13 protein-coding genes are annotated in these 20,042 nt (G+C 65.4%); 10 read left to right on the top strand and 3 right to left on the bottom strand.

Annotated features, from left to right (window positions below):
- The 10 genes from Q0082_RS14685 to Q0082_RS14640 all read left to right on the top strand — a co-directional run bounded on the left by Q0082_RS14685 (position 1) and on the right by Q0082_RS14640 (position 14,783).
- Positions 1-930, top strand: a complete 930-nt coding sequence (locus Q0082_RS14685; RefSeq protein WP_298194000.1) for an alpha/beta hydrolase — start codon at positions 1-3, stop codon at positions 928-930.
- A gap of 262 nt (positions 931-1,192) precedes the next feature.
- Positions 1,193-4,186, top strand: a complete 2,994-nt coding sequence (locus tag Q0082_RS14680; RefSeq protein ID WP_298193997.1) for a TonB-dependent receptor — start codon at positions 1,193-1,195, stop codon at positions 4,184-4,186.
- A 109-nt stretch (positions 4,187-4,295) separates the two neighbouring features.
- A complete protein-coding gene (locus tag Q0082_RS14675; RefSeq protein ID WP_298193995.1) occupies positions 4,296-5,825 on the top strand; it encodes a tryptophan halogenase family protein in 1,530 nt (509 codons plus the stop codon).
- Positions 5,822-6,556, top strand: a complete 735-nt coding sequence (locus Q0082_RS14670; RefSeq protein ID WP_298193993.1) for a SapC family protein — start codon at positions 5,822-5,824, stop codon at positions 6,554-6,556. The genes Q0082_RS14675 and Q0082_RS14670 overlap by 4 nt, the downstream gene beginning before the upstream one ends.
- The gene (locus tag Q0082_RS14665; protein WP_298193991.1) at positions 6,549-7,580 is read left to right on the top strand and encodes a cupin-like domain-containing protein; all 1,032 of its coding nucleotides are present in this window, start codon (positions 6,549-6,551) and stop codon (positions 7,578-7,580) included. Before Q0082_RS14670 ends, Q0082_RS14665 begins: the two co-directional genes overlap by 8 nt.
- Positions 7,577-9,079 (top strand): tryptophan halogenase family protein, encoded by a 1,503-nt coding sequence (locus Q0082_RS14660; protein WP_298193989.1) that lies wholly within the window; start codon positions 7,577-7,579, stop codon positions 9,077-9,079. The genes Q0082_RS14665 and Q0082_RS14660 overlap by 4 nt, the downstream gene beginning before the upstream one ends.
- Entirely contained in the window at positions 9,079-10,017 is a 939-nt protein-coding gene (locus tag Q0082_RS14655) for a glycoside hydrolase family 16 protein (protein WP_298193987.1), read from the top strand. The genes Q0082_RS14660 and Q0082_RS14655 overlap by 1 nt, the downstream gene beginning before the upstream one ends.
- A 3-nt stretch (positions 10,018-10,020) precedes the next feature.
- Positions 10,021-11,085: a LacI family DNA-binding transcriptional regulator gene (locus Q0082_RS14650; protein ID WP_298193985.1), complete on the top strand. Its 1,065-nt coding sequence runs from the start codon at positions 10,021-10,023 to the stop codon at positions 11,083-11,085.
- Entirely contained in the window at positions 11,078-12,295 is a 1,218-nt protein-coding gene (locus Q0082_RS14645; protein ID WP_298193982.1) for an MFS transporter, read from the top strand. The genes Q0082_RS14650 and Q0082_RS14645 overlap by 8 nt, the downstream gene beginning before the upstream one ends.
- A 109-nt stretch (positions 12,296-12,404) precedes the next feature.
- On the top strand, positions 12,405-14,783 hold the full coding sequence (locus Q0082_RS14640) for a glycoside hydrolase family 3 protein (RefSeq protein WP_298193981.1): 2,379 nt from the start codon (positions 12,405-12,407) through the stop codon (positions 14,781-14,783).
- A gap of 6 nt (positions 14,784-14,789) precedes the next feature.
- Here the strand turns inward: Q0082_RS14640 and Q0082_RS14635 are convergent, their stop codons facing one another.
- From Q0082_RS14635 to Q0082_RS14625, 3 genes are all read right to left on the bottom strand, one after another.
- On the bottom strand, positions 14,790-16,361 hold the full coding sequence (locus tag Q0082_RS14635) for a tetratricopeptide repeat-containing sulfotransferase family protein (protein ID WP_298193979.1): 1,572 nt from the start codon (positions 16,359-16,361) through the stop codon (positions 14,790-14,792).
- A gap of 9 nt (positions 16,362-16,370) precedes the next feature.
- Positions 16,371-17,261, bottom strand: coding sequence for a sterol desaturase family protein (locus Q0082_RS14630; RefSeq protein WP_298193977.1), 891 nt, complete (start codon positions 17,259-17,261; stop codon positions 16,371-16,373).
- 139 nt (positions 17,262-17,400) lie between these two features.
- Positions 17,401-19,776, bottom strand: a complete 2,376-nt coding sequence (locus tag Q0082_RS14625; protein ID WP_298194200.1) for a TonB-dependent receptor — start codon at positions 19,774-19,776, stop codon at positions 17,401-17,403.
- Positions 19,777-20,042 lie beyond the last annotated feature (266 nt).

Here is a 20,042-nt window from a genome sequence, read left to right as displayed (position 1 = left end):
ATGATCCGCCGCATCCTGCGCTGGACAGCAGGGCTCCTCCTCGTCGCCATCGCCAGCCTCGCCGTGTGGCTCTACGCGCCCGACAAGCCTCGCGCTGCGCTGGAGGCCGCCTACCCTTCGGACTATCGCACCGTCCTCGGCCTGCGTGTGCGCCTGCGCGATACCGGCCCGCGCGAGGCGCCGGCAGTGATCCTGCTTCACGGCTTCGGCTCCAGCCTCGATACCTGGGACGCATGGGCCAAGGCACTTTCCGCCCGTTACCGCGTCATCCGCCTCGATCTCCCCGGCTTCGGCCTCACCGGCCCCGATCCCACCGGTGATTATTCGGACGCGCGCACCCTCGCGGTTCTTGCCGCGCTGATGGACCAGCTGGCGCTCCCCAAGGCCACGTTGATCGGCAATTCGCTCGGCGGCCGTTTCGCCTGGGAGTTCGCCGCGCACTATCCGCAGCGTGTCGACAAGCTCGTGCTGATCTCCCCTGACGGCTTCGCCAGCCCCGGCTTCGAATATGGCAAGGCGCCCGAAGTGCCGCTCATGCTGGAGGCCATGCCGTGGGTCGGCCCGCGCAGCCTTATCCGTGCCAATCTCGCGCCGGCATGGGCACACCCCGACGCGCTCCCCGATGCCGTACTCGATCGCTACCGCGACATGCTGCTCGCGCCCGGCGTGCGCCGCGCAATCCTTGATCGCACTCGCCAGACCGTGCTGACGGATCCCGCCCCGCGCTTGCGCAGCATCACCGCACCTACGCTCCTCCTGTGGGGCGAGCAGGATGCGATGATCCCCATCAGCAACGCCCAGGATTACCTGCGCCTCATGCCCGGCGCCCGCCTCGTCCGCCTGCCCGGCATGGGCCACGTGCCCTTTGAGGAAAGCCCCGCCGCCGCGCTCATGCCGCTCGAACGCTTCCTTGCTGGCGAGAAGCGCTGAAACCGAACTCGCGGCCCCTGCAGCGGTGCTCTAGGCCAGCGCCCGCTGCGGCGTTGGCGCACGCCATCGTTTCAGGCCGGCCTGGGGTTCGCGGCTGACGCTCGCCCCTCAGGGCTGCGCAAAAACTGCAACCACTGCTGCGCAAAACGCCCGGTATCGTCTTGACGAAGTGAACGTTCCCAGCTAGGTGAACGTTCACAACCAACACGGCACACGCTTACTCAACCGGACAAAGCGCCGGAATTCAGGGGGAAGAATCGCAATGAAAGCATCGCGCAAGCCTGCCTATGCCCACCTCATGCTGGGCGCTTCTGCAGCCGCACTCGCTCTCACCGCTCAGCAGGCAATGGCGCAGGAAGCGGCTCAGCCCGCGGCCGCACCGCAGGCTGCGAGCGACGACGCGCCGGCCGCCATCGTCGTCACCGGCATCCGGGCCTCGCTCAAGAGCTCGCTCAATATCAAGCGCACCGGCATCGGCGTGATCGATGCGATCTCGGCGGAAGACATCGGCAAGTTCCCCGATACCAACCTTGCGGAATCGCTGCAGCGCATCACCGGCGTCTCGATCGACCGCAGCAACGGTGAAGGCCAGTTCGTCACCGTCCGCGGCTTCGGCCCCGATTACAACCTTGTGCTGCTCAACGGCCGCCAGATGCCCGCCTCCAGCCTCGGCGGCTCGAGCGGCGCGCCGGCCTCGCGCAGCTTCGATTTCGCCAACCTCGCCTCGGAAGGCATCGCGGGTGTCGAAGTCTACAAGTCGGGCCGCGCCAACCTCGCCACCGGCGGTATCGGTTCGGTGATCAACATCAAGACGCCGCGTCCGCTCGACCGCCCCGGCCTTCACGGCAGCATCGGCGCGAAGGCACTCTACGATACTTCGGTGTTCGAAGGCGGCAAGGTGAAGCCGGAATTCTCGGGCGTCATCAGCGATACCTTCGCCGACAACCGCATCGGTATCTCGATCAGCGGCTCCTATCAGGATCGCCGCGCGAGCCAGGCGCAGTTCAACGCCGGCTGGCGCGAAGGCTACCTCGGCTATGAAAACAACTGGGGTTCGCTCCCGGTCGACGCCAATGACTGGCGCGGCAACTTCGCCAAGACCGAAAACCGGCCCGGCCCGAACACCGTCTATCAGGTGACGCAGAACGCCGGCTACGATTTCACCACCTTCCGCCGCGAGCGCATCAACGGTCAGGCCGTGATCCAGGTCAAGCCGACCGACACGCTCGTCGCCACGGTCGATTACACCTTCTCGCAGAACACCATCGATGCGCGCACCAACAGCATCGGCGTGTGGTTCAACCACAACCAGACGAGCAGCAGCTGGACCGATGGCCCCGCCGCCGGCCCCAACTTCTACGCTGAAAGCTTCGGGCCCAACGAAGGCAAGGACCTCGCCATCACCGGCGCGGTCGCGGCCAACCGCTCGCGCAACCACTCGATCGGCGGCAACCTCAAGTGGGATGGTCCGGGCGGCCTCCGCCTCGAGCTCGACGGCCATCACTCGACCGCCGAAAGCAAGCCGACCGCACCGTACGGGTCGGGCATTGCCGTCGGCAGCGCGATCTTCGGCGTGAAGAGCCAGAAGGTCGATTTCACCTCAGACATGCCGGTCATCTCGGTCGAGATGTACCCGGGCGCCGAGATCAACGCGGCCAACATCCGCCCCGCCGGCAACGCCTTCCGCACCGCCTACATGCGTGACGAGATCAACGAGGCGTCCTTGCGCGGCGGCTACGATTTCGACGCCTCGTTCATCGACAGCCTCGATTTCGGCGTGACCTACACCGAAAACAAGGTCCGCTCGGCCTTCGGCGTCATCCAGAACGACACCTGGGGCGGCACGCTGTCCAAGGCCGATACGCCCGACGATCTCTACACCATCCGCGATCTGCCCAATGATCTCAGCGGCATGAACGTGACGGGCAGCGGGATCATTCCGAGCTACTTCAATGTCAACACGCCCGGCCTGATCAACTTGCTCAACGACAAGATCGGCATCTGCGCCAACGCGCAGACCGCCGGTACCTGCCTTGCCAAGTTCGATACCGACCGCTCGATCCGCGAACGCACGGTTGCGCCTTACATCCAGTCGACGCACTCGTTCGATCTGGGCGATGCGCCGTCGCATCTGCGCCTCGGCCTGCGTTACGAAAAGACCAAGGTCGATTCGAGCGCGCTCGTGCCGATCCCCTCGGGCACGGTGTGGACCGGTGGTAACGAAACCGCGATCATCTACGGTGCAGAGCGTTCATTCGTGACGCTCAAGGGCCAGTACGAGAACTGGCTGCCTGCGATCGACTTCGACATGCAGCCGTTCAAGAACTTCAAGTTCCGCGCGTCGTACAGCCACACGATCACCCGTCCGGACTATGCCAGCATGCAGGGCGGCACCACGCTCGCCTCGCCGATCCGCATCGGCGGCAGCACGGCCTCGAGCGGCAACCCGAACCTGCTGCCCTACAAGTCGAAGGGCGTCGATATCTCGGGTGAATGGTACTACGGGCCGACGAGCTATATCTCGGTGGGCTTCTTCCACAAGGTCGTGAAGAACTACATCAGCCAGACGCAGGTCAATCAGCCCGCCTTCGGCCTGACCAACGCGGCCGCTGGCGACCGGGCCAAGGAGGCGCGTGCCGCACTCGGGGCTGATGCCACCGCGCAGCAGATCCTCAACTACATCGGCAACAAGTATCCGCAGACGGTCGCCGGCCGTGACGGCGCGGGCAACGTGACGGGCGTGAAGTCGCTGGCGGATGATCCGCTGGTCAACTTCATCACCACGCAGCCGACCAACAGCGACCAGAAGGCCCGCATCTGGGGCTGGGAATTCGCGGTCCAGCACAGCTTCTGGGAAACCGGTTTCGGTGCCATCGTGAACTACACCGTGGTGCGCAGCGATACCAAGTTCGACAACACGAAGCGCTATACCGTCCCGCAGTTCGCGGTCACCGGCATCAGCAACAGTGCGAACGCGGTGCTCTACTACGACAAGAAGGGCCTCCAGGCCCGCGTCGCCTACAACTGGCGCGCCGGGTTCCTGTCGGGCTACGGCTTCGATCCGTACTACGTGAACCCCTACGGCCAGTGGGACGTGAGCGCGAGCTACGAGATCAAGAAGGGCGTCACTGTCTTCGGCGAAGGGATCAACATCACCAACGCCGATCGCAAGGGCCACATGCGCAACGACCAGACCGTGTTCTTCGCGGCGCCCGGTTATGCGCGTTGGGCAGCAGGCGCACGCTTCTCCTTCTGACAGGTTCATCCCTGAACGAAGGTCTGCAATCGAGAGGGCCGCACTGCACGCAGCGGTGCGGCTCTTCTCTTTGGTCACACGGGCAAATCTGCGCTATGGTCGCCCTTCGATGAGCAATCCGGTCCAGCATATCGTCATCGTCGGCGGCGGCACCGCCGGATGGCTTTCGGCCAGCCTGCTCGGCGCGCGGCTTCCGGCACAGCGAATTACACTGGTCGAGGCGCCCGATATCCCGACCATCGGCGTCGGCGAAGGCACCTGGCCGACGATGCGCGAGACGCTGGCGACCATCGGCATTCCCGAAGCCGAATTTCTCACCCAGTGCGATGCGTCCTTCAAGCAAGGCTCGCGCTTTGATGGATGGCGTGACGGTTCGGCCGAAGACAGCTACCTTCACCCCTTCACCGCCCCGCCTGCGGCAGAGATGCGCGATCTTGCCGCCACATGGCAGTTGGGCGGCCAAGGGGGGCCGTTTGCTGCGGCGATCACCCCGCAGCATGCCGTTTGTGCAGCCCACCTCGCACCGCGCCAGCGCGCCATGCCCGATTATGCGGGCGCGCTGAACTACGGCTACCATCTCGATGCCGGCAAGTTTGCCGCGCTGCTCATGCGCCACGCCACCCAGCGGCTTGGCGTGGCACGGATTGCTGCAAAGGTGACGGGCGTCAGCCGCGCAGCAAACGGCGATATTGCTGCGCTCTTGCTGCAGGATGGAACTTCGCTCGAAGGCGACCTGTTCGTGGATTGCTCTGGCCAGGCCGCGATCCTCATTGCCGGTGAATGCGGCGCCGCCTGGATCGACCGCTCCGACGTTTCCTTCAACGACCGCGCGCTTGCGGTGCAGGTCCCGGTCGAACCCGGCAGCCCCATCGCCGCGCAGACCATCGGCACCGCGCACGAGGCGGGCTGGCTTTGGGATATCGGCCTTCCCACCCGCCGCGGCATCGGCTGCGTCTATGCCTCGCGCTTCATCTCGGATGACCGCGCGGCGGAGATCCTCAGGGCCTATGTCGCGGCCAAAGTGCCCGGCGCCGATCCCGCCACCCTAACCCCGCGCAAGCTAGCTTTCCGGACCGGCCACCGTGACCGCTTCTGGATCGGCAATTGCCTCGCCGTGGGTCTTTCCGCCGGGTTCATCGAACCGCTCGAAGCCTCGGCGATCGTGCTGATCGAGCTCTCGCTGAAAGCGCTGGCCGACAATTTCCCGCAAAACCGCACAAGCATGGATATCCACGCCGCGCGCTTCAACGAGCTGTTCCGCTACCGCTGGGACCGCGTCGTTGAATTCCTCAAGCTCCACTATGTGCCAAGCCGGCGGACCGAGCCCTATTGGCAGGCCCAGCGCGCGCCTGAAACCATCCCGCCGCGCCTGGCCGAATGCCTCGCCTTGTGGCGTGAGCAGGCGCCGTCGGCCTGGGATTTCCCTCGTGTCGACGAGATGTTCCCCGCCGCCAGCCAGCAATATGTGCTGCACGGCATGGGCATGCCCGTTCCGCTTGCAGGCTGCCAGCCCGCCGCGCCTGCCCGCCTCGCCGAAATTGCGGCAAAGGCACGCGCGCTTGCCGCCGCATTGCCGGCCACGCGCGACTACCTCGATCATCTTGCTGCCCGCACGGCAGCCGCCAGGATACCCGCATGAGCCAGCACCAGATCCTCAATTCCACCGATCACGGCCAGCTTCGCATCCAGACCGAAGCTGGCGCGGAATTCGGCGACAACGTGATGGCCTCGCTCGCCATGCCGGCCGAATTCCGCGAGGTGCAGGCGCATTACCCCATCGTTTTGCGCCGCGATGCCGAAACCGGCAAGCTTGCCGCGCTCGCGCTGTTCGGGTTCGAGGCGGGCGAGAACCTCTTCCTTGCGACCGGCCTCGGTGGGGGCACGGTCTGGGAAGCGCGCTATCGCCCCATGGCCCATGCCGTGCAGCCCTTCCTCATCGGCCGCCCGGCGCAAGAGGGCGCAACGCCGCAAGTCCACATCGACATGGCCAGCCCCCGCATCGCCGCACGCGGTGAAGGCATGCGCGTGTTCGATGATGCCGGGGCGCCTACGCCCTATCTCGAAGCCGTCGCCACGATGCTCGGCGATCTCGACTATGCCTGGCAGGAAGGCGCCGCCTTCTTCACCGCGCTCGAAACCTATGGCCTTGTCGAGCCCTTCACGCTCGAAGTCACGCTCGACAACGGCGCAGTCCAGTCGCTTGTCGGCTTTCTCACCATCCACGAGGAACGCCTCGCCAGCCTCGACGGCGAAGCGCTTGCCGCGCTGATGCGCGAGGGCCATCTCGCGCGCATCTACATGGTGCTCGCCAGCCTCGCGCAGTTTGGCAACCTGATCGCGCGCAAGAACCGCAAGGTCCTCCTTGGCTGAGGCGGATGCCTCGATATTCGCCGCGATGCCCGCGGTGGAAGAGCGCGCGGCACCCGATGCCGCCGCGCTCGATGCACTGCTGCAGGGCGCGCGCACGCCCTTCGTGATCCGCGGCCTCGTCCGCCATTGGCCGCTGGTGCAGGCAGGGCTCGTGTCAGCCAGAACCGCGCGCGCCTATCTTCTCGAACGCGCCCGCCCCGTTCCCTTCACCGTCTCGCTGGGTGAGCCGGGCAAGGACGGCCGCCTGTTCTACGGCGACGACATGGCGATGAATTTCCGCGAGGCGCGGGGCAAGCTGGCCGATGTGTTCGGCGGCATGGACGCCAACGAAGGCCGCGCCGATGCCCCCGCGATCTACATGGGCTCGATCGACGTGCCGACGCACTTCACCACCGTCGCCGCCGAAAACGCCCTCGATCTCGGCAGGCGCGAGCCCGTCATCAGCTTGTGGATCGGCACGCCGACCCGGATCGCGGCGCACAACGATTTTCCGGACAATCTCGCCTGCTGCGCCGCCGGCCGCCGCCGCTTCACGCTGTTCCCGCCCGATCAGTTCGCGGGTCTACACCTCGGCCCTATCGACAACACGCCGGCGGGCCGCGCGGTCTCGATGGTCGATTTCCATGCGCCCGATCTCGATCGGCACCCTCGCTTTGCCGAGGCGCTCGCCCACGCGCAGGTTGCGGTGCTGGAACCCGGCGACGCGCTCTTCATCCCCTCGATGTGGTGGCACCATGTCGAAGGGCTCGCCCCGTTCAACATTCTGATGAATTACTGGTGGCGCGATACCCCGCGCTGGCTTGGCCAGCCGCAGGATGCGCTCAACCACGCAATCCTATCGATCCGCGATCTGCCAAGCGAGGACAAGGCGATCTGGCGCGCGCTCTTCGATTACTACGTGTTCGAGAACGGACCTGATGTCACCGACCACATTCCCGAAGGCGGGCGCGGCATTCTGGATCCGCTCGATCCGGCCGCCGCCGGCCGCCTCCGCTCCTTCCTGCTAAGGACCCTCAGCCAATGACTGAAAGCTACGCAAAGCGCCGTATCATCGTCGCCGGGGGCGGCACTGCCGGCTGGATGGCCGCTGCCGCGCTCGCCCGCACGCTTGGTGATGCCATCGAACTCACGCTGGTCGAATCCGAGGCCATCGGCACGATCGGGGTGGGCGAAAGCACCATCCCCCCGCTGGTTGCCTACAACCGCCTGCTTGGCATCGGCGAGGCCGATTTCATGCGTGCGACGCAGGCCACCTTCAAGCTCGGCATCAATTTCGAGAACTGGCGGGTGCCGGGCGAAAGCTACTTCCATTCCTTTGGCACGACCGGGCGCGATCACTGGAGCGCAGGCTTCCAGCACTTCTGGATGCACGGCCTCACGCGCGGCCACAAGGCGAGCTACGACGACTACTGCATCGAGCTTCAGGCTGCGATGAAGTCCCGGTTCGCGCACCTGCCGGATAACCGCATCAACTACGCCTACCAGCTCGATTCCGGCCTCTACGCGGTGTTCCTGCGCAAGCTGGCCGAAGCGGATGGCTGCCGCCGGGTCGAGGGCAAGATCGCTGAAGTCGAGCTTCACCCCGAAACGGGCGACATCGCCGCGCTGCGCCTCGATTCCGGTCAGCGCCTGGAAGGCGATCTGTTCCTCGATTGCACCGGCTTTCGCGCACTCCTGATGGAAGGCGCGCTCCACGTGGGGTACGACGACTGGACGCATTGGCTCCCCTGCGATTCCGCCATCGCGGTGCAGACCGCCAGCGTCCGCCCGCCCGTGCCCTATACCCGTGCGATCGCCCATGATGCGGGCTGGCAGTGGCGCATTCCGCTCCAGCACCGGCAGGGCAACGGCATCGTCTATTGCAGCCGCTATCTCGAGAAGGACGCCGCGCTCGAACGCCTGTTCTCGACCGTCGAGGGCGAGCGGCTGACCCAGCCCAATTTCATCCGCTTCACCACCGGCGCGCGCCGCAAGCAGTGGCACCGCAACTGCATCGCGGTGGGTCTTTCGGGCGGCTTCATGGAGCCACTGGAATCAACAAGTATCCATTTGATTCAAAGAGCAATTCTTAGAATTGTCCGCATGCTTCCCATGGGTAAAGTTAGTGAACATGACATCGCCGAGTTCAACGATCAGCAGCTGACCGACATGGAGCAGATCCGCGACTTCCTGATCCTCCACTACAAGGCCACCGACCGCCGCGACAGCCCGTTCTGGCGCCAGTGCGCCGCAATGGAGATCCCCGATAGCCTCACGCACAAGATCGAGCTGTTCCGCGAAACGGGCCGCGTCTTCCGCAAGAACGAGGAGCTGTTCGTCGAGAACAGCTGGGTGCAGGTCATGATGGGTCAGGGCATCATGCCGCAGAGCTACCACCCGGTCGCGACCAAGCTTTCGGACGCCGAACTCGAACACCTGCTGCACGGCCTGCGCGAAAGCGTCGCCAAGACCGTCGCGGGCCTGCCCGATCACCAAGCCTATGTCGCCCAGTACTGCGGCGTGCAGGCAGCGCGCGCAGCCTGATGCGGCACTTGCTCGCCCTCGCCGTACTGGCCGTACCGCTTCCCGCGCTGGCTGCGCCCACTGGGCCCGGTTGGCAACTCGTCTGGTCCGACGAGTTCACCGGCCCGGCGATCGATCCCGCCAAGTGGGGCTTCGATGTCGATTGCTGGGGCGGCGGCAACAACGAACGTCAATGCTACACCGACAAGCCGCGCAACGCGCGGATTGTGCAAGGCAAGCTCGTCATCACCGCGCGCAACGAGCGCGTCACCGGCCCCGCACTTCCCGCCAGCCAGCGCGCCAACCCGGCCGAGCCCGGTGCGCTTGTCACCCGGGACTACAGCTCCGCACGCCTCACCACGCGTGGCAAGGCCGCCTGGCGCTATGGCCGCATCGAAGTGCGCGCCAATCTGCCGCAAGGTCAGGGTACCTGGCCTGCGATCTGGATGCTGCCGGAAAAGGACACTTACGGCACCTGGGCCGCCTCTGGCGAGATCGACATTCTCGAGGCCGTCAACCTCGGCGTTCCTTGCGCCTCCTGCGCCGGCGGCAAGGAGGACACGATCCTCGGCACGCTCCATTTCGGCAAGCCGTGGCCCGGCAACAGCCACAAGGGCACGGAAGTCCACAAACCCGCAGTGCTGAAGGGCTTCCACACTTACGCCATCGAATGGCGGGGCGATCAGATCGTCTGGCAGATCGACGGCCAGACCTATGCCGTGCGCCAGCGTAGCGAATGGTGGACATCAGGCTCAGCCACGCCCGGCGCGCCATTTGATCAGCCCTTTCACCTTATCCTCAATCTCGCGTTCGGCGGGGGTCTGGCGGAATCGCGCGGCCTCAAGGGTATCGCCAACACCAATTTTCCCAAGCGCTTCTTGATCGATTGGGTGCGCGTCTGGCAAAAGCCTGTGGCAACCGCCAGCGCAGCGCCTGCGCCACAAGAAGGGAACAAGTAACGCATGGCGAGGCGTCGTCAGGCGGTCACGATCAGGCACGTTGCGGCAGACGTCGGGGTATCGCTCCAGACGGTCAGCCGCGTCATCAACAACGAGCCCAACGTCCGTCCCGAACTCAAGGAGCGCGTGCTCGAGTCGATCAAGCGCCTCGGCTATGTGCCTTCCATCGCAGCCCAGCGGATGAGCGGTTCGCGCTCGTACCTGATCCTTGCCCTCAACGACCGCGACCGCACGATCGCCGACTGGCGCGCGCGGCAGGGCACCGACTGGGTCGACCAGATGCTGCTGGGCGGTATGCTCAAGTGCGCCGAACACGGCTACCGGATGATCGTCGAGCTGGTCGACACGCATTCCGATCACGTCGAGCGCGAACTCCTGGCCGCCATCGCCGCACTGCAGCCCGATGGCATCATTCTCACCCCGCCGCACTCGGACAATCCGCAAATCGTGCGCTGTCTTGCGCAGCAGCAGATCCCCTTTGCGCGGATCGGTTCCAAGGCGGGCGATGCCGGCATGCCGATCCTGATGGACGATGAAGGCGCAGCCGCCGCCGCGACACGCTATCTGGTCGAGCATGGACACCGCCGAATCGGCTTCATCGCGGGCGCGGCGGAATACAATCTCAGCGGTTGGCGCGTCGAAGGCTGGCGGGCCGCGATGGCTGAGGCTGGCCTCGCCACCGCGGGCCTGCTCCACGCGGGCGACTTTACCTACACGTCGGGCGAGCGCGCCGCCCGCGCGCTGCTTGCGCACTCCGAGCCGCCGACCGCGATCATCGCCAGCAACGACCAGATGGCGCTCGCGACGCTCGAAGTCGCCCGCCAGGCCGGGCTTGCCGTGCCGCGCGATCTCTCGCTCATCAGCTTCGACAACACGCCGATGATGCAGTTCACCCAGCCCCAGCTCACCGCGATCGACCAGCCCATCGCGGCGACGGCCTCCAAGGCCGTCGAGCTCATTATCGCGGCGCAGAAGGGCGAAGTTCTCAACGATGCGCTCACGGTGATCCCGGCGAGCCTCGTCGAGCGCGGCTCGGTCGCCCCTGCCAGGCAAACCGTGAGTGTCTGACAGGCCCGGCGGCCCCGGCGAACTTCCCTTGGGCCAGCCCCCTTCCCGCCAGCCACTCTTGTTCCTGGTGCTTTATGCGCTGGCGTGGGCGGGCGGGTCGATTGCCTATGTACCCTTTCTTACCATCCTCCTCCCAGTGCGGGTTGCCGCGCTCGCGCCGGGGGAGCAGGCGATCGTCTGGCTTTCAGCCATCGCGTTCTGCGGGGCGATTTCGGCAAGCCTGGGTCATATCCTGTTCGGCTGGCTGAGCGACATCACGGCCACGCGCCGCCCTTGGGCAGCGCTCGGCCTTGCGCTCTCCTGCATACTGCTGCTTGCGGTGCCTTCGGTGCATACCCTGCGCGATATCATCGCCGTCGTGGTGCTGTGGCAGCTCGGGCTCAACATGATGCTCGCTCCGCTGGCTGCGTGGGGGGCAGACTGCGTGCCCGACAGCCAGAAGGGTCTGCTCGGCGGACTGCTTGCCTTTGCCCCCGGGCTTGGCGCTCTGGCAGGGGCGCTCGTCACCATACCGGGCCTTGCCACCCCCGATGGCCGCCTCGTGATCGTCGCGCTCGGCGTCGCCGCCGCTGTCTTGCCGGCGCTGCTGCTCGGCAGCCGCACGGCAGCGGTGGTAGCACCGCCCGCATCCGCGCCGCCGCGTCGGCGCAAGCGAGCGGCGCTGCTCATGTGGGCGGCCCGTCTCCTCGTGCAGGTCGCCGAGGCGGCCCTGTTCTCGTTCCTCTACCTCTGGCTTCGCTCCATCAATCCTGCGGTCGACGACCACCTCACCGCGCGCGTCTTCAGCACGGTGCTTGTCGTCTCGGCCCCTGCGGCTCTCCTTGCAGGGCGCTGGGCGGACCGGCGCGGCCATCCGTTCCTGCCGCTTGTGCTGTGCACGCTGGTCGCGCCTGTCGGCCTCGTCGGTATGGCGCTTGCGCAGAGTGTGCCGGCCGGGGTGCTCAGCTACGGCGTGTTCGGTTTCTCCACCTCGATCTTCCTTGCCCTGCATTCGGCGCAGACGCTGCGCACGCTGCCCGACGCGGGCCGGCGCGGGCGCGACCTTGGCCTGTTCAATCTCACCAACACCGTACCCTCGCTGGTCATGCCTTGGTTCACTCTCGCGCTCGTGCCCTGGTTCGGTTTTACCGGCCTTTTTCTGCTGTTTGCCGCGCTTGCACTGGTCGCAGCCTTGCTGCTGTCCCGGCTCTCTTCCGAAACAGACCAATGAAATCTGACAGCCCCGCTTGATTTTGATGCTTTCTCATGCGACGAACGCTATTGGGAACGTTCACAGAAATAAAGCGGGAAGGGTGAGAATGACAGTTCGGCGCGCACTTATGGCAGCCATGTTGCTGGCGTCGGGAAGCGCCATTGCGGCCCCGAATCCGCCAGCCCCCGCTGATGCCTTCAGCACCGCTCACCCCGCGCTCTGGCCGGCTGCGCACAGCCCGGCAGCGATCACCACGCCCGCGACCGAGCGCCGCATTACCCGCATGATCGCAGCGATGACGCTCGAGCAGAAGGTCGGCCAGATGATCCAGGCCGACATCAGCGCGATCACGCCGGAAGACCTTGCGAGGTACCCGCTCGGCTCGATCCTCGCGGGCGGCAATTCGGGCCCATGGGGCGATGAACGCGCCGACGCGGCCAAGTGGGCAAAGCTGGTCCGTGCGTTCCGCGCCGCTTCAGCCAAGGCGGGCGCGGGCATTCCCATGCTGTTCGGCATCGATGCCGTCCACGGCCATTCCAACCTCCCCAGCGCCACGATCTTCCCGCACAACATCGGCCTCGGCGCGGCGCATGATCCTGCGCTGATCCGGCGCATCGGCGAAGTGACGGCCATCGAGGTCGCCGCCAGCGGCATCGACTGGACCTTTGCGCCCACCCTTGCTGTACCGCAGGATCTGCGCTGGGGCCGCAGCTACGAAGGATATGCCGCCGATCCCGCGCTCGTCGCCAGCTACGCCAAGGCCATGACAATCGGCCTGCAAGGCCCGCTGATCCCCGGCAAGCCCCTCGCCGCCGACCGCGTCGCTGCCACCGCGAAGCATTACCTCGCCGATGGCGGCACCGATGGCGGCAAGGACCAGGGTGATGCGCTGATTTCCGAACGCGAACTCGTCGCCCGCCATGCGCAGGGCTATCCGCCCGCGATCAATGCGGGTGCATTGACAGTGATGGCCAGCTTCTCGAGCTGGAACGGAGCCAAGAATCACGGCAACCAGTCGCTGCTCACCGATGTGCTCAAGGGCCGCATGGGCTTCCAGGGCCTCGTCGTCGGGGATTGGAACGGCCACGGCCAGATTCCCGGCTGCACCGTCACCGATTGCGCCAAGACCTTCACCGCCGGGCTCGATCTCGCGATGGCGCCCAACAGCTGGAAGGGCCTCTACGAAGCCACCGTGCGCGAGGCGAAGGACGGCACGATCCCGATGGCGCGCATCGACGATGCCGTCCGCCGCATCCTGCGCGTCAAGGCCAAGCTCGGCCTGCTTGGCGCAAACCCGGTGGATCGCGGCAATCCGTCCGTGGTCGGCGCCGATGCACACCTTGCCGTAGCGCGCGAAGCGGCGGCCAAGTCGCTCGTCCTCCTCAAGAATAACGGCAGCGTTCTCCCGCTCAAGCCCGGCGCCAAAGTCCTGATCACCGGCCCGGGTGCCGACAGCATGGCCATGCAGGCCGGCGGCTGGACGATCACCTGGCAGGGCACCGATACGACCGCGGCGGATTTCCCCAAGGGCCAGACTATTGGCCGCGCGATCGCCGCTGCCATCAAGGACGCAGGCGGCAGCGCCGCAATCTCGGCCGATGGCAGCTTTGCCAATCGGCCTGATGTCGCCGTCGTCGTCTATGGCGAGCAACCTTACGCCGAATTCCAGGGCGACATGCCCAACATCGCCTTCCGCGCACAGGCGGGCGAGAAGGACCTGCTGGCCAAGCTCAAGGCGCAGGGCATCAAGGTCGTCTCGGTGTTCCTCTCGGGCCGCCCGATGTTCGTCGGGACAGAACTCAACGCCTCCGATGCTTTCGTCGCGGCCTGGCTTCCCGGCACGCAAGGCCAGGGCGTTGCAGACGTCCTCGTCGCTGGCAAGGCTGGCAAGCCGGCCCGTGGCTTCACCGGCAAGCTCCCCTTCCCCTGGCCCGCCGACGCGGTGTCCCCGGTCAAGACCCCGCTGTTCCCCACTGGCTACGGCCTGACTTACGCCAGCAAGTCCATGGTCGGCACGGTGAATGAAGACCCGCACGTCGATCTCGTCGCCTCGGCCAGCGAGGGCGTCTACATCGCGCTCGGCAAGGTCCCCTCGCCCTGGCACCTCAGCCTCGATCCCGGCATCGCCGAGCGGCCGGTCGATATCGGTGCGCAGGAGGATGCGCGGCAATATTCATGGGCCGAGCCTGGCGCGATTGGCATCGATGGCCCGCCAGTGGATCTCATGCGCCAGCTCGACGAGGAGTTCGCGCTGAAGCTGGAAGGCCGTCTCGATGCCGCCGCCGGCCCCATCGCAGTGACAATGGCCGGCGCCACACTCAAGGTAACGCCGTCCGCCGGCGCGCTCACGCTGCGCATTCCGCTGCGCTGCTTCAAGGATGCCGGCGCGGACTTCAAGTCGGTTGGCACGCCCTTGCGCATTGCAGGGGACAAGGGTCTCGTGCTCTCGCTGCGCGGCGCCAGCATTGAAGGCGTCGGCGAGACGATCCCCTGTCCGGCCCGGTAAGCCCGGCTAGATAGCGATCCCTTCCATCTCGAAGTATGCGATCACCGGGGCCAGCGTGTCCCGGTGCCTCGTCCAGCGCGCCACCGAATCCTTGTACATCGGCCGCCGCACTTGCGCTGCGCTCGGGGTTGAGACCGGCGCGGTGTTGCGGTGGAAATCGAGGCAGGCCGCATCCCATGCCAGCCCGCAATGCGCTAGCAGCGCGCGCGTCCCGCCTTCCTGATCCGCCACCAGATCCTCGTAACCAAGCTCGAGGATCCGGCCCGGCAGCGCCTCGCACCAGAGTGCCATCAGCCGATCGAACCGCACATAGTAGCGCGCAATGTCCATGAGGTCGTAGCTGTAGTCGTAATAGCGCGACGAGATCGCGAAGAGGTTCCGGAAGTTCGCCAGCACCGTATCGAGCGGATGGCGCCTGAGGCACACGATTCGCGCCTCGGGCAGCGCCCGCGCGATAAACCCGGCGTACTGGAAGTTCCCCGGAAACTTGTCGACAAAACGCCCCTCGCGCGCCCCGGCGTGGGTGCGCGCCCGTGCCAGATAATCACGCCCGATGGCGCCGAGATCGGCGCTCGCTGCTGCCTCCAGCGTCTCGGGATCGAGCACCACGCGGCTGCGCGTCCCTGCTGCCATCTTCACCGCCAGCGGCATCGCCTGCAGCTCGCCCGCGCTCCACACTTCGGGATGCGAGGAGAGGATGCGGTCCACCAGCGTCGTGCCGGTGCGCGGCATCCCGATCACGAAGATCGGCGCATCCTGCGGAGCCCCCCGCACCGGCGCCTGCACTAGGCGCGGCCAGGTCCGCTCGATCGCGTCGAAATTGGCGCCGTCGCGCGTGAATACATAAGGCAGCCGCGCCCGGTGCTCGGCATTCGTCTCAGCAAGCCGGGCGAACGCCCCTTGCTGCTCGCCGATATCCTCGAGCTCCTTCGCCAGCGCATAGCCCAGAAGCAACCGTGCATCAGCTGCCTGCGCGCGCGCCAATGCCGCCGTCAGCCGCTCGACATGGTTCCGCTCGGCACTGACCTTGCGAAGCCCGGCCAGCATGTGATGGCCCCTCGCATAATCGGGATCGAGCGCGATCAGCGCTTCGGCCTCCACCTCAGCGCCGTCCGTATCGCCGATGAAGTTGAGCGCGGCGGCAAGATTGTAGCGAAACGAAACGTTGCCCGGAGCCAGTTGCACCGCCGCGCGAAAATGCGGCACCGACGCCTTGTGTTCGCCGAGCCGGGCATAGACGCAGCCCATCGTATCGCGGCCCAGCGCATCGTCCGGCAAGGCGCTTTCGGCCGCCGCCAGCGTCTGCGCAGCCTCCCCATCCTGCCGCAACATAACCTGCAGCCGCGCCAACTGCGCGCGGTAGCTGCCTCGCGGGTCAAGTTCGACCGCGCGGGCAATATCGGCGATCCCTGCCCCGACGCGCCCAGCCTCTGCCCGCGCCATGCCAAGCAGGAACCGGCCTTCGGCATCCTCGGGAAAGGCGGCCACGACGCTAGCCGCCAGCTGCTCCGCCGCCGCGAAATCGCTGCGCCCCAGTGCGCGGCGGACGGCGGCAATGCGGGTTGGTTCAGCCTTCACGCCGCGGGTTTATCCGGCAGCGGACGACTTGTCCTTGCGCCGCTCCACCATCTCGATCAGCGGCTTGAACGGGAACACGAACTGCTCCCAGATCGTCAGCCGCCGGCGGTCGTCCTGTCCGACAAGCACGCCCTCACCTTCCTTGTAGGTGCCGAACATCCGGTCGATCAGGATCAGCGAATTGCCATAGTTGCAGCGGGTGTTTTCATAACCCACCGAATGGTGGAAGCTGTGGTGGCGGATCGTGGTGAAGAAGAAGCTGTAGAACAGCGGCGGATCGCTCTTCACGTTGGCATGGGCATAAGTTGCGATCACGTTGGTCGTGGCAAACGCGCAGAGGTACGCCGCCGGGGAAACGTCGAGCAAGGCGACGATGCCGAGGCTGATCAGGAACAGCTCGATCGGGTTTCCGACAGCGCCCTTCATGGCATTGAGCTGCGTGATGTGGTGGTGCGGTGCATGGGTCAGCCAGAAGGGCTCCCAGTTGTGCATCAGCCGGTGCATCCAATACTGGCCGAATTCCCACAGGAACACGACAAGCGCGACCTGGGCGAGGAACGGCATCTCAGTCACCCATGGGGTCGCGATGCCCCAGGATTCCTTGAGCGAACGCAGCGGTGCTTCGGAAAGGATATAGGCCATCCGTCCGATCACGGTGTTGATCAGCACGAAGTAGAAGAGATCGGTGAAGAACTCCTCGCGGTTGATCCGCCAACCGGCGTGACGTTCGAAAACGAGTTCGAGGCCGAGTACGAATGCCGTGACAACGGCGTTGACGATGAGCGAAGTCCACGGGTTCGCGACCACTGCAGCAGGCGCGAAATACCAGAATGCCACCACCGCCGCCAATGTCGCGGGCGGAAGGCAATCGACCGCCAGCTTCTTCAAGCCCAAGCTCATGACCCTGCAACTCCTCGCCTGTTGTTGCTCGTTATCCTGTTCTGCTGCCAGCCTTTGCTGCAGCAGGATTGCGCAATCGGGGGCGAGGATCAACCCCGCCCCCTATTGTGCAGTCATCCCCCCAAACGAAGTACTTCGCTCAGTACTTCACCCGGAACTCCAGTCCGACAGTACGCGGGGTGATCACGGTGCGGCGGAAGTAGCGCAGGCGCACCCCGTCGTTGACACCTATCCGCGAACGGTCGTTGGAAATCGCTGTCACCGCGTACTTGTTGAAGATGTTGTTGGCGTAGAGACCGAACGTGAACGTATCATTCTGCCAGCTCAGCGAAGCGCGGTGCAGGATGAAGCCGTCCAGCTTGTCACCAAAGGCGCGGTCCCAGCCAAGACGCGTCACGACGTCGCCGCGATAGGTCGCGGTCCAGTCGGCGGTGACATCACCGCCCAGCATTGGCTTGGTGTAGTTGATACCAAGGCTGCCGCTGTGCCGGGTCGAGCCGGGCAGGCGGTCACCGCTCAGCGCGTCGAGTTGGATCGGCGAGCTGGGATACTTGCCGGCCGGGCTGTTCACCGAGATGATCTTGGCAACGTCCTGCGTCAGCCTTGCGTTCGTGTACGAGTAGGTCCCCTGGATCGACAGACCATCGATGGGCCGCAGCTGGAACGAGGTCTCGAAACCTTCGGACTTCGCCTTGCCGCCGTTGACCGTGATGCCGACGATGCCGTTGACCGTGGCGGAGGCGACCTGGATGCCGTCCCAATCGATCTTGAACGCGTTCATGTTCAAGGTCAGCTTGCGGTCAAACAGCTCGGCGCGGATACCCACCTCGAGGTTCTTGGTCGAGTCCGGGCCAAACTGCTGCTCGTTCGGCAACGCGCAGACGTTCTGGAACGGCGGCGGCTTGAGCGGCAGCACGCAAGGGGCAACCGTGTTGGGTCCGCCGATGCGATAGCCCTTGCTATAGGTCGCGTAGAGCATCAGGCCCGACGAGAACTTGTATGACGTGTTCAACTTCCACACGTTGCCGCCCTTGCGCGACGTCCCGCCGGCTGCCGTGAGGGCATAGGGGCTGATGGGATCGCCCAGCAGCGGCGTGACCGCGCGCCCCGAAACCTTCGACGTGTAGTTGAACAGACGTCCGCCCGCCGTGACTTGCCATTCCGGCGTGATCTTGAACGTACCCTCGCCGAACACCGCGCGCTCGCTGATCTTGGCGCGGTTGAACGATGCGTACTCGATCTCCTCGGGGTTACGCACCAGATCGACGCCGGGCAGGCCCGGTACGTGTTCGCGGTAATCGGCCTGCAGCTTCTGCTCGTTGAAGAACCCGCCAAGCACCCAGCTGAACGGCCCGCCATGTGTCGAGACGAGGCGGACCTCGTTGTTGAACTGGTTGCGGGTGTTTTCGCTCTCGTTGTAGCTGGTGAAGGCAGGGAACAGCTCGTAGTCATAGTCGAGATCGAGCAGGAGGTCGGTGTTGTCCCCGATCCGCTTGTTCTTCACTTGGGTGTAGGCCGTGGTGGCGACAAGATCGAAGATTTCCGCAACATTCGCGTTGATCTCCACGCTGGCGAGGTGCGCGCGGCGATCCACGGGCTCGGCAAAGCGGGCCGCGCTTTCATACTTGCCGGTGCCGAACACGCCGTTGCTGTTGTACTGGCCGCCGCCGGTCTTGGTGTGCTGGAAGGCGTAAGTGAAATCGACCGAGAGGTCGGGCGTCACCTGCACGAGCAGCTGGTTGCGGGTGGTGAAGGTCTTCTCATAGTTGAGATCCTTCTGCCCGGCGAAGTTTGCATCGGCGAAGGCCTGCGTGATCGCGGGCGAGCGGGGCGCCTGAGGCAGGGAGACGCCCGGCGTCTTCACGATCAGCGGATAATCGATGAAGCCCGGGTCAAAATAGTAGCCGGTCGCCGAGCGGAAGGCGATGTGGTCCTTCACGATCGGAATGTTGATCACGCCGTCGATCTGATAACCGGCCTTCGAGGCCTGGTTCTTGGCGTAAAGACGGCCGTGCATTTCCCCGCTGTAGTTGGTCGTGTCCGGACGGTTGGGGATGTTGCGGATGGCGCCCGCCAGCGTACCGAGACCGTAGAGCGTGCCTTGCGGACCGAGCAGCGTCTCGACGCGCGCGATATCGAGCATCTTGAAGTCGAAGTAGAGCGGGACTTCGCCGAGATAGACACCCAGCGCGTTGTCATAGGTTGCGCCGGTCGTGTCAGAGTCGGAGGCGTTGAGGCCGCGCAGAACGATTGTGCCGGTCGAGCCCGGACCGGTGTCCGCAATCGTGATGCCAGGCGTGAAGTCGGCGATGTCGCGCACGTCGTCGATGCGCTGGCGCGCAAGCTGGTCGGCGCTTACCGCGGTGATGTTGATCGGCACGTCCTGCAGCGACGTCGCGCGCCGGGTGGCGGTCACCACGATGGCGCTATTGTCCTCGACCGCTGCCGCCTGCGGCGCGTCACCCGCAGCTTCTGGCGCAATCTGCGCCAATGCGGGAAAAGCGGTGCTGCCCATCAGGATCGTCGCACCGAACAGGGCCTGTTTGGCCAGTGTCGTCTTGAAAGATTTCTTGGTCACTCGAGCCCCCGCGTTGCCTGCGTGAAAGCCTTCTCGAAGCGACATCCCCATCCCTGTTTGCCCACTTTGCGCGGGGCGCGCCGAACCGTTTGCAGTTCTGGCGCCGTCGTCATTCCCTCACTTCACAATCACCATGAAGGCGATCGTATTCTTCAAGACGCCAGATGAACCAAGAGGCAATTCGACCTGAAGGGCCCGTCATC

The organism is Novosphingobium sp. (genome assembly GCF_027489515.1).
Lineage (GTDB): Bacteria > Pseudomonadota > Alphaproteobacteria > Sphingomonadales > Sphingomonadaceae > Novosphingobium.
Note: the sequence above shows the minus strand (reverse complement) of the source record. Positions and strands in the feature narration are given on the sequence as shown.

Bases quoted from the DNA above. Each gene is read 5' to 3' on its own strand.
- Q0082_RS14685 (WP_298194000.1), top strand. From the start codon at position 1: ATGATCCGCCGCATCCTGCGCTGGACAGCAGGGCTCCTCCTCGTCGCC.
- Q0082_RS14680 (WP_298193997.1), top strand. From the start codon at position 1,193: ATGAAAGCATCGCGCAAGCCTGCCTATGCCCACCTCATGCTGGGCGCT.
- Q0082_RS14675 (WP_298193995.1), top strand. From the start codon at position 4,296: ATGAGCAATCCGGTCCAGCATATCGTCATCGTCGGCGGCGGCACCGCC.
- Q0082_RS14670 (WP_298193993.1), top strand. From the start codon at position 5,822: ATGAGCCAGCACCAGATCCTCAATTCCACCGATCACGGCCAGCTTCGC.
- Q0082_RS14660 (WP_298193989.1), top strand. From the start codon at position 7,577: ATGACTGAAAGCTACGCAAAGCGCCGTATCATCGTCGCCGGGGGCGGC.
- Q0082_RS14655 (WP_298193987.1), top strand. From the start codon at position 9,079: ATGCGGCACTTGCTCGCCCTCGCCGTACTGGCCGTACCGCTTCCCGCG.
- Q0082_RS14650 (WP_298193985.1), top strand. From the start codon at position 10,021: ATGGCGAGGCGTCGTCAGGCGGTCACGATCAGGCACGTTGCGGCAGAC.
- Q0082_RS14640 (WP_298193981.1), top strand. From the start codon at position 12,405: ATGGCAGCCATGTTGCTGGCGTCGGGAAGCGCCATTGCGGCCCCGAAT.
- Q0082_RS14630 (WP_298193977.1), bottom strand. From the start codon at position 17,261: ATGAGCTTGGGCTTGAAGAAGCTGGCGGTCGATTGCCTTCCGCCCGCG.
- Q0082_RS14625 (WP_298194200.1), bottom strand. From the start codon at position 19,776: ATGGGCAGCACCGCTTTTCCCGCATTGGCGCAGATTGCGCCAGAAGCT.